The sequence below is a fragment of the Pseudomonas nunensis genome, assembly GCF_024296925.1.
Classification (GTDB): Bacteria; Pseudomonadota; Gammaproteobacteria; order Pseudomonadales; family Pseudomonadaceae; genus Aquipseudomonas; species Aquipseudomonas nunensis.
This window is the reverse complement of record NZ_CP101125.1, coordinates 3,243,707-3,259,500: the sequence shown is the minus strand read 5'-3', so window position 1 is coordinate 3,259,500 and position 15,794 is coordinate 3,243,707. Positions and strand designations below refer to the sequence as shown.

The 15,794-nt window shown below is 60.4% G+C and carries 15 protein-coding genes; 7 read left to right on the top strand and 8 right to left on the bottom strand.

The genetic code is table 11. From position 1 onward, the window contains the following. Positions 1-88 precede the first annotated feature (88 nt). From NK667_RS13850 to NK667_RS13840, 3 genes are all read right to left on the bottom strand, one after another. Positions 89-2,323, bottom strand: coding sequence for a TonB-dependent siderophore receptor (locus tag NK667_RS13850; RefSeq protein WP_054615102.1), 2,235 nt, complete (start codon positions 2,321-2,323; stop codon positions 89-91). A gap of 255 nt (positions 2,324-2,578) precedes the next feature. Beyond that, positions 2,579-3,067, bottom strand: a complete 489-nt coding sequence (locus NK667_RS13845; protein WP_054615101.1) for a GFA family protein — start codon at positions 3,065-3,067, stop codon at positions 2,579-2,581. A gap of 46 nt (positions 3,068-3,113) precedes the next feature. Beyond that, entirely contained in the window at positions 3,114-3,518 is a 405-nt protein-coding gene (locus NK667_RS13840; RefSeq protein ID WP_054615100.1) for a PaaI family thioesterase, read from the bottom strand. A gap of 257 nt (positions 3,519-3,775) precedes the next feature. On the opposite strand from NK667_RS13840, the gene NK667_RS13835 reads away from it, so the two are divergent. The 3 genes from NK667_RS13835 to NK667_RS13825 all read left to right on the top strand — a co-directional run bounded on the left by NK667_RS13835 (position 3,776) and on the right by NK667_RS13825 (position 6,985). After that, positions 3,776-4,660: a LysR substrate-binding domain-containing protein gene (locus NK667_RS13835; protein WP_054047475.1), complete on the top strand. Its 885-nt coding sequence runs from the start codon at positions 3,776-3,778 to the stop codon at positions 4,658-4,660. 100 nt (positions 4,661-4,760) lie between these two features. Next, positions 4,761-5,885 carry an agmatine deiminase gene (gene aguA, locus NK667_RS13830; protein ID WP_054615099.1) on the top strand — a complete coding sequence of 375 codons (1,125 nt, stop codon included), beginning with the start codon at positions 4,761-4,763 and terminating at the stop codon, positions 5,883-5,885. 2 nt (positions 5,886-5,887) lie between these two features. Then, the gene (locus NK667_RS13825; RefSeq protein WP_054615098.1) at positions 5,888-6,985 is read left to right on the top strand and encodes an extracellular solute-binding protein; all 1,098 of its coding nucleotides are present in this window, start codon (positions 5,888-5,890) and stop codon (positions 6,983-6,985) included. A gap of 72 nt (positions 6,986-7,057) precedes the next feature. Here NK667_RS13825 and NK667_RS13820 read toward each other — a convergent pair whose 3' ends face one another. From NK667_RS13820 to NK667_RS13800, 5 genes are all read right to left on the bottom strand, one after another. Continuing rightward, complete coding sequence (locus NK667_RS13820) at positions 7,058-8,311, bottom strand: NHL repeat-containing protein (RefSeq protein ID WP_054615097.1); 1,254 nt, start codon at positions 8,309-8,311, stop codon at positions 7,058-7,060. Between the two features lie 130 nt (positions 8,312-8,441). Continuing rightward, positions 8,442-9,059: a DNA-3-methyladenine glycosylase family protein gene (locus NK667_RS13815; RefSeq protein WP_054615096.1), complete on the bottom strand. Its 618-nt coding sequence runs from the start codon at positions 9,057-9,059 to the stop codon at positions 8,442-8,444. Between the two features lie 5 nt (positions 9,060-9,064). Further along, entirely contained in the window at positions 9,065-9,868 is an 804-nt protein-coding gene (locus NK667_RS13810) for an isocitrate lyase/PEP mutase family protein (RefSeq protein ID WP_054615095.1), read from the bottom strand. Between the two features lie 24 nt (positions 9,869-9,892). Next, positions 9,893-10,975 (bottom strand): bifunctional transcriptional activator/DNA repair enzyme AdaA, encoded by a 1,083-nt coding sequence (locus NK667_RS13805; RefSeq protein WP_054047486.1) that lies wholly within the window; start codon positions 10,973-10,975, stop codon positions 9,893-9,895. Positions 10,976-11,165: 190 nt separating this feature from the next. Continuing rightward, the gene (locus NK667_RS13800) at positions 11,166-11,786 is read right to left on the bottom strand and encodes a LysE family translocator (RefSeq protein ID WP_054615094.1); all 621 of its coding nucleotides are present in this window, start codon (positions 11,784-11,786) and stop codon (positions 11,166-11,168) included. Positions 11,787-12,007: 221 nt separating this feature from the next. On the opposite strand from NK667_RS13800, the gene NK667_RS13795 reads away from it, so the two are divergent. From NK667_RS13795 to NK667_RS13780, 4 genes are all read left to right on the top strand, one after another. After that, positions 12,008-12,964, top strand: a complete 957-nt coding sequence (locus tag NK667_RS13795) for a tripartite tricarboxylate transporter substrate binding protein (protein ID WP_054615093.1) — start codon at positions 12,008-12,010, stop codon at positions 12,962-12,964. A 1-nt stretch (position 12,965) separates the two neighbouring features. Further along, on the top strand, positions 12,966-13,460 hold the full coding sequence (locus NK667_RS13790; RefSeq protein ID WP_054047492.1) for a tripartite tricarboxylate transporter TctB family protein: 495 nt from the start codon (positions 12,966-12,968) through the stop codon (positions 13,458-13,460). A 24-nt stretch (positions 13,461-13,484) separates the two neighbouring features. Further along, entirely contained in the window at positions 13,485-14,993 is a 1,509-nt protein-coding gene (locus NK667_RS13785) for a tripartite tricarboxylate transporter permease (protein ID WP_054047494.1), read from the top strand. A gap of 210 nt (positions 14,994-15,203) precedes the next feature. Further along, positions 15,204-15,791: a LysE family translocator gene (locus tag NK667_RS13780; RefSeq protein ID WP_054615092.1), complete on the top strand. Its 588-nt coding sequence runs from the start codon at positions 15,204-15,206 to the stop codon at positions 15,789-15,791. The last annotated feature ends 3 nt before the right edge of the window (positions 15,792-15,794 follow it).

Sequence of the window (15,794 nt, the reverse complement as noted above, 5' to 3'; positions counted from 1 at the left end):
CCAATGTGGGAGCGAGCTTGCTCGCGATTAGGCCATCAGCAACACCAAAAAATCAGCCGGGAGCAGACCACCGGCCCAGCCACCGACCTTAGAAATCCCACTTCGTGGTCAACGTCAGATTCCGCGGCTCGCCGTAGAACGTGGTGTCGAAGTTGCCCAACCCCGTCAAATAACGCTTGTCGAACACGTTGTTGGCATTGGCCGTGAAGCTCAGATGCTCGTTGTACTGATAGCGAGTCATCAGGTCCACGAGGGTGTAGCCGCCCTGTTTGATCTGGGTGTAGTCGCCGACGGTCGGGCTGTAGATCTTGCCGTAGAAAGCGCTCTGCCAACTGATGCCGCCACCGACGGTCACCTTGTCCAGCGCGCCGGGCAGGCGATAGGTGGTGAAGGTGCGCACCACGTGTTCCGGTTTGCTGGTGGACAGCGGGAACCCGAAGATCCGTTGCTCGTCGGCATCGCGGGTGCGGGCGTAGGTGTAGCCAGCCGACAGGTTCCAGCCGTCCGCCAGTTCGCCGGCCAGTTCCAGTTCGATACCTTGGGTCTTGGTGCCATCGACCGCTTTGTAGATGCCTTCATTGGTGATCGCGTTAGTGCCGATCGACTCGGCGACGCCGTCCTGCTCGATGCGGAACAGGGCCAGGCTGGCATTCAGTTTGCCGTCGAAATAAGCCGCTTTCAGACCGGTTTCATAGGCGTCGCCCTCGATCGGGGCCAGGGTCGTGCCGTTAATGTCCTTGTAGGTTTGTGGCTGGTAGATCGAGGTGTAGCTGGCGTACACCGAGTACACATCGTTCAGGTCATAGATCACCCCGGCGTAAGGCGTGACGACGCCGTGTTCCTTGTAGCTGGCGTGAGTGTCGTCCAGCCCGGCGCCAGGGTTGTAGCCGTAATCTTCGTTGTACTTGAAAGTGCTCAAGCGGCTGCCGAGGATCACCGACAAATCGTCGGTCGGGCGCAGGCGCGTGGCCAGGTACACGCCGTTCTGGCTCTGGGTGCGCTCGTATTTGCCGTTCTTCGGGAACTCCTGTTTCGGCAGATGACCGTTCCAGTCATAAATACTGCCTGGCACCAGTTCGAAGGCGCTGGTGTCGTAGGTCGAACCGGTCTGGCGCGAGTGGGACGTCATGACGCCAGCCACCAGTTCGTGCTCGCGACCACCCAGGCTGAACGGTCCGGAGACGTTCACGTCAGCGGTGTTCTGCACCCGATGACCTTCCCAGCGACCCCAGTACAGGAACATGCCTTCGCCGGTGACCCGATCCGGGTTGCCGCCGCTGGCCGAGGCCAATTGGGTGTCGTGAATCGTGGTTTTCTGATCGACGCTGACCTTGAGTTTCCAGTCATTCGCCAGGGCCTGCTCCAGCGAGGCGAAATAGGTGGTTTCGTCGAAATCGCGACGGCTCCAGTCGGCGGCCGGGTTGAAGTGACGTGGGAAGTCGGTGCGCCCGCCATCGGAGAAATACGTCGGGTTGCCGGTCCAGGAACTGCCGCGCGGGGTCGCACTGGATTTGTCGATGCCGAAGGTCAGCAGGGTATCGGGCGTCAGGTCAGCTTCGAGAATCCCGTAATACAGGTCTTTCTTCTGGCTGTAGTGATCCTGATAGGAATTCTTGTTCGAGTACGAGCCGACAAAACGACCGCGCACGCTGCCGGATTCATTCAGCGACCCGGAAATATCGCCAACGCTGCGATAGGCATCCCACGAACCCACAGTGCCGCTGATCGAGGCTTTGAATTCCTTGGTCGGCTTTTTGCGGATCAGGTTGACGGTGGCGGACGGATCGCCCGAACCGGTCATCAGGCCGGTCGCGCCCTTGATCACTTCGATGCGGTCGAGGCTGGCGGAGTCGTCGCTATTGTTAGGGTTTTCGCCATACACACCGTCGTAAGGCTGGTTCACGCCGTCGTACTGGAAATTGGTGATGGCGAAACCACGGGCGGAAAACTCGGTACGGTCGCTGTCGTACTTTTGCGTCGAGATGCCGGGGGTGTTGCGCAACGCATCACCGACGCTCTGCACACCGCGATCATCCATTTGCTGACGGGTGATTACGGTGACCGATTGCGGGGTTTCCCGCAGCGACAACGGCAGACCGGTGGCCGAAGACGTCTGGCCGGTGGTGTAGGAATGCGTGTCTTCGGTGGTCGCGCCCAAACCCTGAGCGGAGATGTTGGTGGCGTCCAGTTGCAATGCATCGCCTTTCGAAGTGCCGGTTTCAGCGGCTTGGGCGGCGGAGGCAAGGCTCAGCAGGGCGGCCGGAAGGGCCAGTGCCAAAGGGCACAAGGCAAAACGAAAACGCGCGGCGAGGTGGTGCGGCATGGCGGTCCCTTTGTATCAATCGGTCGGTAATTGAATGCTTCTGAAGGGTTAACCGAACGAAAAACGCAAAGGGGAACTGCGGGGTGGAAAATAATTGATGTTTTTCCACGTGCCGAAAGAGCGATGAGTAACCTGTGGCGAGGGAGCTTGCTCCCGCTCGAGTGCGAAGCGCTCGCAAAATTGATAGTGCGACATAGATTTTGGGGCCGCTTCGCAGCCCAGCGGGAGCAAGCTCCCTCGCCACAGAGTTTGTGTTTACTTCTCCAAACCCAACCGCTCATGCCACTCGGCAATTGACTCCTCTGGGTAAACATCGAACTCCTGATCCTTGGGCTTCACCTCAACCTCCACCCACGGCGCCTTCGACCCCAGCATCAAATGCGTGTGCTCCGGCGGCACCGGCAGCGGGGTGTCGATGGCCGAGGCGAACGGGTGGATCAGCTCTGGCCACTCGGGGCTGAACAGCCATAAACCGCTGCCGCACACCGAACAGAAATGCCGCTCCGCCGTGCTGCTATGCGCGCGTTTATCGCCGTCTTCTTTGAGCCGTGCATGGTAGATCGAAATGTGTTTGCGCCCGCGCACCTTCAGGCTGTTCGCGTCGCCACTGATGTTGATCGCATACCCTCCACCGCCCTGGGTCTTGCGGCAGATCGAGCAATAGCAACGCTGGTAAGGGTAGGGGTGGGCGCTGGTCAGATTGAACGACACCGCGCCGCAATGGCACGAACCTTCGAGCTGCATGACAACCTCCGGCGGTTCTTGAATGGACTCAAGACAGCCTAGACCCTCAGCGACTTTCGACCGGCACCAGAATCGCGTCGCCGGTCGCCACCAGTTTCAGTTGATCGCCGGTTTGCGCGAACAACTCGGCACGGGCGAACACCTGCTTCTTGCCGGCCTTCACCACCCGGCCCTTGGCGATAAACACTTCACCGACCGCCGGGGCCAGGCAGTTGACCGAAAAGTGCGAAGCCAGCACGTTGCCGGCCACCGTCCCGGCAGCAAACCCGCAGGCGGTGTCGAGCAGCGCACCGATCAGCCCGGCGTGCAGGAAACCGGCGTATTGCGCCATATCCGCTTCTCGAAACGCCATAGTGAGGTCGGCTTCACCGCTCTCGGCGCGGGTCACTTCGAAACCGGCCCAGCGGTTGAAAGCTGAAGTTGAATTGATCTGTTTGAGTGCATTGAGCATGACGAATCCCTCCGATTGAGGGATCAACATGCGCCGGGATTGTGGGGAAGTCATGGTGGATAAAGTCGGGTGATGGACTGGGGGAATGTTGGTGAATGGGCCGGCGCCTTCGCGAGCAAGCCCGCTCCCACAGGGGATATGTGTCGGGCACAAGGCTAATGTGGGAGCGGGCTTGCTCGCGAAGAACGATAACGCGGTCCCACTGGACGCCCACCGCCCGCCAAGTCAGCATGAGCACCTAAAAAAGGGCCCTGATCATGCGACGACTACCCTCCCTGGCAGCACTCAAAACCTTCGAATGCGCCGCTCGCCACGCGCATTTCGGCCGGGCGGCCGCCGAGTTGTGTGTCACCGACAGCGCCGTCAGCCATCAGATCCGCCAGCTCGAAGAGCAACTGGGCGTGTCGCTGTTTATCCGCGAAGGCCGGCAGATTCGCCCGACCATGGCCGCCGGGCGCTTGATGCAGAGCTTGCAGCACGCCTTCGAGCTGATCGGCGAGGCCTGCGATGAACTGCGCGACCCGTCATCCCTCGCCGTGTTGCGCCTGGCGGTCACCGCCGAGTTGGCGCAAAAATGGTTGATGAGTCGCCTCACGGATTTCTACGCGCGCTATCCGCACATCACCTTGCACCTCTACGAACAACCGATCGACGCCACCGCGCCGGGGGAAGACATCGACCTGGCGATCACCTACGGCACCGGCCCGGTGGACAGCAGTGCGTACTTCGTCCGGCCATTGCCGGCGTTGCAGTTCTTCCCGGTGTGCAGCCCCGGCCTGTTCAACCAGGGCACCCTCAAAACCCCGAAGGACCTGGCCCGCCATTGCCTGCTGCACGACGATCAGGACGGCAAGACCTGGACCGCTTGGCTCACCAGCCATGCCGGCGACCAGCGCCCTGAACGCCAGTTGTATTTCGCCCACGCCGGTCTGGCGCTGGAAGCGGCGGCCCAAGGGCAGGGCGTGGCCATGGGCGACAACCTCACGGCCCAGGAAGATTTGCTCAGCGGTCGGTTGGTGCGTCCCTTCACCGCCAATATCACCGCACTGGGCCAATATGCGCTGGTGTGCGAACGGGTGCGACTGGAGCGCCCGGCCGTGGCGCAGATGCTGGAATGGTTCAACGATCAGCTGATCGATTGATGAGTTGAATTCAACTATTCCGAAATAATCATCGTTGGCGAGGAGGGCGCTGGCGACCTTAGCCTGTGGTCATTCCAATCCCCGCTGATGAGGTTTGCCCATGGCACGTTTGCTCGATTCCACCCCTAAGCACGACGGTTTCCGCCTGCCCGGCGAGTTCGAAAGCAAATCCGGATGCTGGCTCGGCTGGCCGGAGCGCACTGATGTATGGCGCAACGGCGCAAAGCCTGCGCAGAAAGTTTGGGTGCAGATCGTCACCGCGATCTCCCAGAGCGAACCGGTTACCGTGTGTGCCTCCGCCGCACAATTCGCCACCGCCCGCCGTCAACTGCCGCCGCAAGTGCGGGTAGTGGAAATGACCTGCAACGACACCTGGTTCCGCGACAGCGGCCCGTGCTTTGTGGTCAACGACGCCAGTGGCGAAGTGCGCGGCGTAGATTTCGAATTCAACGCCTACGGCGGCCTCGGCGGCGGCTTGTACTACCCGTGGGACAAGGACGACCAGATCGCGAGCAAGATCCTCGAAATCGAACGTTTCGACCGTTACCGCGCGCCGCTGATTGCCGAACTCGGCGGCATCCAGAGCGACGGCCAGGGCAGCATCCTCACCACCGAACAATGCCTGCTCAACCGCAATCGCAATCAACATCTGGGCAAAGAAGAAGTCACCCGGCGGCTGACCGATTACCTCGGCGCCGAGCAGATCATCTGGCTGCCACGGGGCTGCAAATTCGACGAAACCGATGGCCACGTCGATGACCTCGCGTGCTTCGTCCGTCCCGGCGAAGTGGTGCTGCAATGGACCGACAATCGCGATGACCCGCAGTGGGAAATCTACCAGGAAGCCTACGACATCCTGCGCAGCACCCGCGATAGCCGTGGCCGCGAGTTGATCGTGCACAAATTGCCGCAACCGGACGTGCTGGAATGGACCGCCGAAGAAGCCGAAGGCCTCGACCAGCAGGACAGTACCCATACCCGTCAGGCCGGGACGAAAATCTGCGCGTCGTACATCAACTACTACGCCGGCAACACCTCGATCGTGGTGCCGCTGTTCGGTGACCGTCAGGATCAGGCGGCGTTGGCGACCCTCGCGGAACTGTTCCCGCAGCACAAAATCGTCGGCATCGAAAACTCCCGGGAAATCCTCCTTGGCGGCGGCAACGTCGCCTGTATCACCATGCCGCAGTACGCTGCGCCTGCTTGCAATAAACAGGGAGTGTAATCATGGGCCTGCACAAACTGACTCAGGCGTTATTGCTGGTGCTTGCACCCCTGTGTGTGCAGGCCGCCGACACCACCAAACCGGTGGTCAACTTGTACATCTGGGGCGAGTACCTGGCCCCGGACACCTTGAGCAATTTCGAGAAGCAGACCGGCATTCATGTGGTCGCCGATCACTTCGATTCGCTGGAAACCGTCGAGACCAAACTGCTCACCGGACGCAGCGGCTATGACCTCGTGCTGACGGCGGGGCAGCATTTGTCCCGGGCGATCCAGAGCGGCGCGATCCAGACCGTGGACAAGCAGCAACTGCCGCACTTTGCCGGCGTTGGCGAAGAGTTTCGCCAGCACATGGCGGTGTTCGATCCGGGCAATCGCTACGCCGGGATCTACGCGTGGGGCACCACGGGCGTGGGCTATCAGGAGGAAGCGGTGAAACAGCGTCTGCCTGACGCACCACGGGACAGTTGGGCGATGTTGTTCGATCCGGCGGTGGTGTCGAAATTCGCCGATTGCGGGGTCAGTCTGCTCAACGATCCCAACGAAGTGTTCGCGGCGGTCATGAAGTACATGGGCCTGGACATCAATCGCCAGAACCTCGATGACCTGAAACTCGCCGAGCAGCAACTGGCGAAAATCCGGCCCTACATCCGCTACTTCGACAACGATTTGAACATCAGCGATCTCGCCAACGGCAACACCTGTGTGGCCATGTCGTGGAACGGCAACGTGGCCATCGCTGCCGGCCAGGCTTCGGCGGCGAACAAGCCGTTCAAACTGAATTACCGCATACCGAAGGAGGGCACGTTGATCTGGTTCGACGCCATGGTCATTCCCAAGGACGCGCCGCATCCGCAGGCCGGGCTGGCGTTGATGGATTACCTGATGACCCCGCAAGTGATTGCGCCGATCACCGACACCATTCACTACGCCAATGCGATCACGGCGGCGGACGAGTTGATCGATCCGGCGATTCGTAATGATCCGGGAACGTATCCGTCGGCGGCGGTGAGGGCTTCGTTGTATAGCAAGAATGACAATGGCAAGGCGTTCAACCGGGCGTTGATTCGGGCGTTCAGTCGGTTGAAGTCGGGGTTGTAGATGTGCAGTGTTAATCGCGCGCCAAGGGACGTGAAACTGGTGAGTGGAAGCTCCACTCACGAGATTTTCTGTTCAACCCAGATAGCAAGCAACGACAGCCTCTTCAAACCGGAGTCGGCAAACACCTGTGGCCAGAATCCGTTTGTCCGCTAACACCAGGACGGATTCCCAAAGATTTCGATCAATGCCAATCCTGGAATTGACGTAACCTTTTCCCTGGCCAAATGAAGCGTCCAGTTTCCCACTCAGTTCGTAACGACCCACCAGGCTGATTTCTTCTGACCTACGGCCGGTGCTGCCGACCGCGATAATGTGGTTGTCAGTGTCGAGCCCCAGGTCTGCCCACACACAACTACCCGCTCCTGCAAGTTCGCTGACCAATGGCTGTCCATTATTGAAGGTCAGATTCGGGCTACCACTGGCATTGAAGGCGGCCAGTAAACAGCGTCGCCCGACGCCCCAAACATCGTTACGTACTCTGTCGATATGTCCCGCCACAAAAAAGCTGCCATTGGGGCGCAGTAGCAGGGCTGATAGTGATGTGTCGGTATCCTCGGCACGGAATCGTAGGATTCCATCGTCTGAAAAACTGGTATCAGGCGTTCCATCACTGTTAAAGCGCAGTACAGCGGCGGCGTCTATTTCGGAACCTGCCGCGGTAATTACACCGTTCTCTGAGACTTTGACTGCCGTGATGGTGACGTACTCCAAGATAATATGGCCTGTCTTGTTGAAACTCAGGTCAGCGGCACCATTTTCGTCGAGCTGTTGAAGCAGACGTTGTCGCCCGATCACGATTTTTCCATTCGGTGCGACGGCAATGATGGTTGAAGGTCCAGTGCCTGATTTTTCACTTTGCTCCTGCAGCGCAGCGTTATGCTCAGCATTGAATACAGGAGGAATCAGTGCGACACCTCCGTCGCCAAAACTCGTATCCAGCGTCCCATCGGCCAGGAATCTCGCTACCGCGTCGCCTCGCTCGCCGTCGTTGTGGGCGCCTAGCAAGATGATCCTTCCATCATCGAGCAACTGAGCCCCAAGTCCTGACGCTCCGATTCCTTTTTTGAAAGTTCCCACGACCAAACCTTCATCGCCGAATGATTCATCGAGTTTCCCATTGGGCAATAGCTGAGCCAACTGATAGAAAAAACCGTCATCGTTCCTGACTGTGCCTACAAGCAGAGCTTTGCCGTCGGGCCGTTGTCCGAAAAAGGTGAGAGGCCGACTGTATACGGCAAATTGATCCATCGTTCCGTTGGTGCCAAATGTGCGGTCCAGATCGCCTGGTGCACGGGATGTAACAGAAGGTTCGTCCTGAAGGTTCATGAACAATCTCCAAAAGGTTAGCCCCTTACTGGGTTGTTCGAATATGGAACGGCGAAGGTAAATTGCCTACTGTCAGATCTGACAGGTGATCAGTACGCTCAGACAAAAGATCAAACGGGGTTGTAGCCTTTCACTGTTTGGGAACCCGCCACAAATACCACGAAGCCACCGTACGAAACGGACTCCACCCGAACCCAATCTCAATCATCTGCTTACGCGTAGGCTGCACCTCCAACCCCTTCATCCGCCGATAGCCCTCACGCACGCCGAAATCATCGGCGGGCAAGATATCCGGCCGCTCCAGGCTGTAGATCAACAACATCTCCACCGTCCAGCGCCCAACCCCGCGCAAGGTAATCAGGCGCTCGATCAACGCTTCATCATCCATGGCCAGCGCCGTAGCGTAATCCGGCACCACCCCATCCAGTGTCGCCTGGGCAATCCCCTGAATGGTCGCAATCTTGCCGGCGGAAAACCCGCAGCTGCGCATCTGCTCAAAGCTTGTCGCCAGGATCTGCTCCGGGCGTGGGAACGCACTCGAAGGAAACAACCCAATCAACCGCCCGACAATCGCATCCCCGGCCTTGGCATGCAGCTGCTGATAGGCAATCGCGCGCACCAGCGATTCATACGGATCCCGCGCCGGATGCGGCTGATGCAGGCACGGACCGATGGCTGTGATATGGCGCCGCCAGTCGTCATCGAGGGCGGCCAGAAATTCACTGGCGGGCTGGTAGATATCGGGCATGGAACTCAAGTTTTCTTCAGCAGCGAGTTCACTTCGCCATAGGTGAGTGCCTTGAGGTCATGGGTATCGAGCTTGCCGGTTTCCAGAAAGCTTTTCGCCACGCTCGCCATGGCGCCGTACAGGAATTCAGCGATGCCCGACCCGGCACTCAAGCGCCGCACGCCGAGGGTTTTCAGTTCCTCGGGCGACGGCAGGGAGGCCCAGCCCAGCACGTTCACCGGCAGCGGCGTGCCACGGCAGATCGCGGCGATCTCGTACTCCGCCGTCACACCCGCGGCGAACAACCCGTCAGCCCCGGCGGCTTGATACAGTGCGGCGCGCCTGAGCGTTTCGGCGACGCGGTCTTCGGCAGGCACCAGGCCCTTGAGGTACACGTCGGTGCGCGCATTGATAAACAGCTTCACGCCCCGGCGCTCGGCCACTTGCCGGGCGACTTCGATCTTGCGTGCCAGCAACTCGGGCGGGGAAGCGCCGTCCTCGATGTTGATCCCGACGGCACCGGCGGCGAGCACCGCGTCGATCACTTCGCCGACCCGCGCCAGGTCATCGGAATAACCGGCCTCAATGTCCACGGTCAGCGGCACATTGATCACCCGCACGATGGATTCCACCGTCGCCACCAAACGTTCGAGGGGCAGGGCGTTGCCGTCGGGATAACCATGCACCCAAGCCACCGCCGCACTGCTGGTGGCCACGGCTTTGTTGCCCAGTTGTTCCACCAGCCGCGCCCCGGCGGCATCGGCGACGTTGGTGAGGATCAGCAGGCCGTCCTGATGCAGCCTGTGGAACTGTTGGTCGAACGCTTCCATCGAGTTTCCTTCCCTATGAAATGATCAAAATGCCAATGCCTGAGTGATCTGCACCGCCGCTTTTTCCAACCTGAGGAGAAACGCCTTGCGCGGCTGTCCACCACCATAGCCGGTCAGCGAACCGTCCGCACCGATCACCCGGTGACAGGGCAGCACAATCGCCAAACGGTTATGCCCGTTGGCCAGGCCCACGGCGCGACTGGCGCCGGGTTTGCCCAACAGCGCGGCGATCGCGCCATAGGTGCTGGTCTGGCCGTAGGGGATCCGCGCGAGCTCAGCCCAGACCTGCCTGGCGAATTCGCTGCCCGGCAGGTGCAATGGCACGCGGAACTCGGTCAGCTCGCCAGCGAAATACTGCGCCAGTTCGGTTTCGATTTGCTTCAAGTGGCCGTTGTGTCCTGGGGCCACGACGTAGCCATAACGGTTCTGCAATTCTTCGACTTCCCTGGTCAGCGCCGGGCGATCGAGAAACTCCAGCAGCACCAGGCCACGGCGTTCGGCCATGGCGATCATCGGTCCCAGCGGCGTGGTCAGACGGGTGAACAGCAGCGGCTCGCTGTTGGCAGCGCGCCCCGGTGTGATGTGGAAAGACTTCTGAAAGGCATCGCGAAAACCGCTCAGGGATTCGTAGCCTGAGTCGAACGCCACGTTGTCGATGGATTCGCCCTGCTTGATCCCGCCCAGGGCCATGCCCAGGCGCCGGGTGCGCAGCCACGCATGGAAAGTCATACCGAAATGTTGCTTGAACCAGCGACGCAATTTTAGTGGTTCGATGCCTTCGGCTTGCAGCTGCGTGTCAGTCCAGCGCTGCTCCGGATCGGAGTCCACAAAGGTGAGCAAGCGCTGCACCCAGTCCGGCGCAATGGCCGCCGCATCCAGCGGTTTGCAGCGCAGGCAGGCGCGGTAGCCGGCAGACATGCACTCGTCGGCATGCGCAAAGAACTCGACGTTCTCGGGCTTGGGTTTGCGCGCCGTGCAACTGGGCCGGCAGAAAATCCCGGTGGTCTTGACCGCAGTAAAAAACACCCCCTCGTAGGCGGTGTCTCGTTCAAGCATGGCGCGGACCATCTCGGCGTGGGGTGGCAGCACAACGTTTTGTAGGTTCATGGGCTGAGCATAAGTCCGCTTGCGGGATGCCTCCACCGGTAAATCGACAGTGAATTTCGTCAAATCAAAGGAGCACTGCAGACCCCTGTGGGAGCGGGCTTGCTCGCGAAGGCGGTGTGTCAGGCAACATCTTTGTTGAATGTTAAACCGCTTTCGCGAGCAAGCCCGCTCCCACAAGGGCAGGTCAAGTTCAGGCCCGCCGCGCCATCAACAACACCGAAGCCGCCGTCGACAACAACCCGGCGCAGCAGCGGTTGAAGATCCGCTTGCCGCGCGGCTCAGCGAACCAGCGGCGCATGTGCAGGCCCATGTAGGCGTAGGCGCTAATGGCGATCCATTCCAGCATCAGGAACAACGCGCCCAGCACCGCGAATTGCGGGGTGATCGCGCGGGTCGGGTCGACGAATTGCGGGAGAAACGCGGTGAATATCAAAATCGCCTTCGGATTGCCCGCCGCCACCAGGAACTCCTGGCGCGCCAAGGCCAGGATCCCCACGGGCGCGCCTTCCACGGCGTTCTGCGCACCGGGATCGGCCCGCCACAGTTGCCAGGCGAGATAAAACAAATACGCCGCCCCCAGAATCTTGATCCCGTAGAACAACAACTCGGACGTTTGCAGCACCACCGCCAGCCCGGCCGAAGCGAGCGCAATCATCCCGGCAAACGCCAGCAACCGCCCGAGCCCGGCCACACAGGCGCGGCGATAGCCATAGCGGGTCGAGTTGCTGACCGACAGCAGATTGTTCGGCCCGGGGGCCATGTTCAAGGCAAAACAGGCCGGGACAAACAGGGTGAGGGTGGCGAGGTCCATGATGGGGTCTCCTGATTCGAGAGCCTTTTTTTATCACGGATAGCGGGGGATTTGACCTATACAGCCATGGACACAAGTCGCCATACACTTGCCCATCTCCCCCCGCCAAAAAAACAATCCATGACCTACGCTTGTTCACAAACCCTGTTCAGTGAGCATGGCCTGCTCCTGAGCGCGATAAAACTGCGATTCCCTAAAACAACAATATCGGGAGACAACCTATGCAGCCCTTATTCCGTCGACTCACCTGCGCGATTGCCTTGGCCGTTGCCGCCGCCACTCCGGCCTTTGCCCTCGACACCGTCAAGTTCATGGCCCCCGGCTCAGTCGGTGGCGGTTATGACCAGACTGCGCGTGATTTGGGCAAGGCGCTGATCGAGGCGAAGACCGCCAAATCCGTGACCTTCGAGAACAAGGGCGGGGCGGGCGGGACATTGGGGTTGGCGCAGTTTGCCAATAGCACCAAGGGTGATCCGAATGCGTTGCTGGTGGTGGGCGCGATCATGGTCGCGGGTATTGAGCAGAACAAGCCGCAAATCACCTTGAAGGATGTCACGCCGATTGCCCGGTTGTTTACCGAATACAACGTGATTGCCGTGCGCAAGGAGTCTGAGTTCAAGACCCTGGAAGACTTGATCAAGGCCTTCAAGGAAAAACCGTCCAGCATCACCTGGGGCGGCGGTTCCAAGGGTTCGGTCGATCATATCGGCATCGCTGATCTGGCCGGCAAAATGGACATTCCGGTGAACAAGGTCAATTACGTGGCCTTCGCCGGTGGCGGGGAAGTGGTGGCCCAGGTCCTGGGTGGCCAGATCAAGGTGATCACCGGCGGTTATGCCGAGCTGGGTCAGTACATCAAGAACGGCCAGTTCCGCGTGCTCGCCATTGGCGCACCGGAGCGCGTCGAAGGCATCGATGCGCCGACGCTCAAGGAGAAAGGCTACGACGTGATCATCGGCAACTGGCGCGGTGTCTACGGCGCGGCGAATCTTACCCCTGAGCAGCGCAAGGAAGTCACCGACGCCGTGGTGGCCGCGGCCAAGACCAAGGTCTGGCAAGACAATGTCAAAACCAACGCGTGGTCGCCGAGCATTTTGACCGGGGATGAATTCGGCAAGTTTGTCGACGAAGAGCACGTGCGGCTGCACGAGATGCTGGTCAAGGTCGGGCTGCTTTGAAATGGCCGCGCCGCGCAAGATAGTCCCGGTGCAACTGGCGATTGGCGCCGGCGTGATCGCGATCAGCGCCGTGTTGGCGGTCGGCGCGTTTCGCTTTCCGGCGGAGATGGGTTTCGTGATCCTCGGCGCGCATGTTTATCCCTATGCGTTGGCGGCGTTTCTCGGTGTCGTCGGCCTGCTGCTGAGTTACCAGGCGCTCACCGGTGGTTTCCGCGAACTGGCCGATCACGATGACGAAAGTGCCAAGGCGCTGCCCGGCGGCAAACTAGGCGCGGCGTGGGTCACCGCCGGCCTGGTGGCGGTGGCCGTGCTGATCGACCTGATCGGCTTCGTCCTCGCGGCCGGGTTGCTGTTTGCCTGTTCGGCGCGGGGTTTTGGCAGTCGCCGACCGGTGCGCGACCTCGCCATTGGCATTGCCCTGACGCTGCCGATTTACTGGCTGTTCAACGCCGGGCTTGGGGTCTCCCTGCCGCCCCTTATCAACGCCTGGCTCTGATCCGGGCCGAAGGAGGTCAACACGGTGGACATTCTCTCAAGCCTGGCCATTGGTTTTTCTGCGGCGCTGACACCGATCAACCTGATGTGGGGCTTTATCGGCTGTCTGCTCGGCACTGCCATCGGTGTCTTGCCCGGTATCGGCCCGGCGCTGACCGTGGCGTTGCTGCTGCCCATCACCGCCAAGGTCGATCCAACCGGGGCGCTGATCATGTTCGCCGGGATTTACTACGGCGCGCAGTTTGGCGGATCGACGACATCGATCCTGCTGAATACGCCGGGGGAATCATCGTCGATGGTCACCGCGCTGGAAGGCAACCTCATGGCCCGTAACGGCCGGGCCGGGCCTGCGCTGGCGACGGCGGCGATAGGCTCATTCGTGGCTGGCACCATCGCGACTATCTTGCTGACCCTGTTTGCGCCCCTCGTCGCCACTTTGGCGCTGAAGTTTGGCCCAGCGGAATACTTCGCGATTCTGGTGTTGTCCTTCACCACGGTGTCGGCAGTGCTCGGCGCTTCGATGCTGCGCGGTTTTGCCTCGCTGGGGATTGGCCTGATGGTGGGCTTGATCGGCCTCGACGCGACGTCGGGTATCGCCCGTTATACCTTGGGCGTGCCAGAGCTGGTGGATGGCATCGAAGTGGTGCTGGTGGCGGTCGGTTTGTTTGCGGTGGGCGAAGCGTTGTACAGCCTGCTGTATCAAAAGGAAGAAGCTTCGGGCCGACATCGCTTGACCTCGTTGTGGATGACCCGCGCCGACTGGAAGCGCTCGATCCCTGCGTGGCTGCGGGGCACGTTGATCGGTTTTCCCTTTGGATCGATTCCGGCGGGTGGCGCTGAAATTCCGACGTTCCTGTCTTACTCGGCCGAACGCAAACTGAGCAAATTCCCCAAAGAGTTCGCCGGCAGCAAAGGCGAGGGCGCGATTGAAGGTGTGGCCGGCCCGGAGGCCGCCAACAACGCGAGCGCGACCGGTTCGCTGGTGCCGCTGCTGACGCTCGGCATTCCCACTTCGGCCACGGCGGCGATCCTGTTGGCGGCGTTCCAGAACTACAACCTGCAACCGGGGCCGATGCTGTTCCAGACCTCCGGTGAACTGGTCTGGACGCTGGTGGCGTCGCTGTACATCGGCAACGTCATCCTGCTGGTATTGAACCTGCCGCTGGTGGGCCTGTGGGTCAAGTTGCTGCAAATCCCCCGGCCTTACCTGAATGCGGGGATCCTGGTGTTTGCCACCATCGGCGTGTACGGCATGCGCCACTCTTCCTTCGACTTGATGCTGATGCTGGCCATCGGTTGGGGCGGGGTGTTGATGCGGCGATTCGATTTCCCGGTGGCCCCGGTGATCGTGGGGATGTTGCTGGGGCCGATGGCCGAAAAGCAATTGCGCAATGCCTTGTCGATCAGCGAGGGCGACTGGACGATTTTCCTTACCCAGCCAATCTCGGCTGCATTCCTGGCGCTGACGTTGCTGGTGCTGGTGGTGCCGCATCTGCTGCATGCCCGTGGGATCAAGTTGCACGAGGATGATTGATTCACCTGTGGCGAGGGAGCTTGCTCCCGCTCGAGTGCGTAGCGCTCGCAAAATGGATAGCGCGACATAGATTTTTGGGACTGCTTCGCAGCCCAGCGGGAGCAAGCTCCCTCGCCACAGAGTTTGATGTCAGGGCAGTTTTCTTCAATACGCGGGGCTGCGTGCTCTCTACCTTGAGCAGCGTTCCCACTGAATTGAAGAAGGTCTGTGATGAGTCTGATGATTTCCATGGCGGCGTTTGCCCTGGCCGCTTCGATAACCCCGGGCCCGGTGAATATCGTGGCGTTGAGTTCCGGTGCGCAGTTCGGCTTTCGCGCCAGTCAACGGCATGTGGCAGGGGCGACCCTGGGATTTGTTCTGTTGTTGGTGCTGATGGGTTTGGGCCTGCATGAGTTGTTGCAGTTGTGGCCGATGCTGACCCGGGTGGTGCAATTGGCCGGGGTGGCGTTTCTGTTGTTCATGGCATGGAAACTGGCGGTCGACGATGGTCGATTGAGCGCCGGGCAACCGGGCAAGGCACCGTCGATGTTCTACGGCGCGTTGATGCAATGGCTCAATCCCAAGGCCTGGCTGGCCTGTGTCGCAGGCATGGGCGCGTTTGTCGCGGATGGCGATGCGCGGCTGGTCTGGCAATTCGCGGCGATTTATCTGGTGATCTGTTACCTGTCGGTAGGCTGCTGGGCCTACGCCGGCACGTTCTTGCGCGGGTATTTGAGCAACACCAAAGGCCTGCGGTTGTTCAACCGGACAATGGCGTTGCTGCTGGTGGTGTGTGCCGGGTATCTGCTCTGGGCCTAGATT

Excerpts from the sequence above, each read along its gene's own strand:
- NK667_RS13850 (WP_054615102.1), bottom strand. The coding sequence starts at position 2,323 with ATGCCGCACCACCTCGCCGCGCGTTTTCGTTTTGCCTTGTGCCCTTTG.
- NK667_RS13845 (WP_054615101.1), bottom strand. The coding sequence starts at position 3,067 with ATGCAGCTCGAAGGTTCGTGCCATTGCGGCGCGGTGTCGTTCAATCTG.
- NK667_RS13840 (WP_054615100.1), bottom strand. The coding sequence starts at position 3,518 with ATGCTCAATGCACTCAAACAGATCAATTCAACTTCAGCTTTCAACCGC.
- NK667_RS13835 (WP_054047475.1), top strand. The coding sequence starts at position 3,776 with ATGCGACGACTACCCTCCCTGGCAGCACTCAAAACCTTCGAATGCGCC.
- aguA (WP_054615099.1), top strand. The coding sequence starts at position 4,761 with ATGGCACGTTTGCTCGATTCCACCCCTAAGCACGACGGTTTCCGCCTG.
- NK667_RS13825 (WP_054615098.1), top strand. The coding sequence starts at position 5,888 with ATGGGCCTGCACAAACTGACTCAGGCGTTATTGCTGGTGCTTGCACCC.
- NK667_RS13820 (WP_054615097.1), bottom strand. The coding sequence starts at position 8,311 with ATGAACCTTCAGGACGAACCTTCTGTTACATCCCGTGCACCAGGCGAT.
- NK667_RS13815 (WP_054615096.1), bottom strand. The coding sequence starts at position 9,059 with ATGCCCGATATCTACCAGCCCGCCAGTGAATTTCTGGCCGCCCTCGAT.
- NK667_RS13810 (WP_054615095.1), bottom strand. The coding sequence starts at position 9,868 with ATGGAAGCGTTCGACCAACAGTTCCACAGGCTGCATCAGGACGGCCTG.
- NK667_RS13805 (WP_054047486.1), bottom strand. The coding sequence starts at position 10,975 with ATGAACCTACAAAACGTTGTGCTGCCACCCCACGCCGAGATGGTCCGC.
- NK667_RS13800 (WP_054615094.1), bottom strand. The coding sequence starts at position 11,786 with ATGGACCTCGCCACCCTCACCCTGTTTGTCCCGGCCTGTTTTGCCTTG.
- NK667_RS13795 (WP_054615093.1), top strand. The coding sequence starts at position 12,008 with ATGCAGCCCTTATTCCGTCGACTCACCTGCGCGATTGCCTTGGCCGTT.
- NK667_RS13790 (WP_054047492.1), top strand. The coding sequence starts at position 12,966 with ATGGCCGCGCCGCGCAAGATAGTCCCGGTGCAACTGGCGATTGGCGCC.
- NK667_RS13780 (WP_054615092.1), top strand. The coding sequence starts at position 15,204 with ATGAGTCTGATGATTTCCATGGCGGCGTTTGCCCTGGCCGCTTCGATA.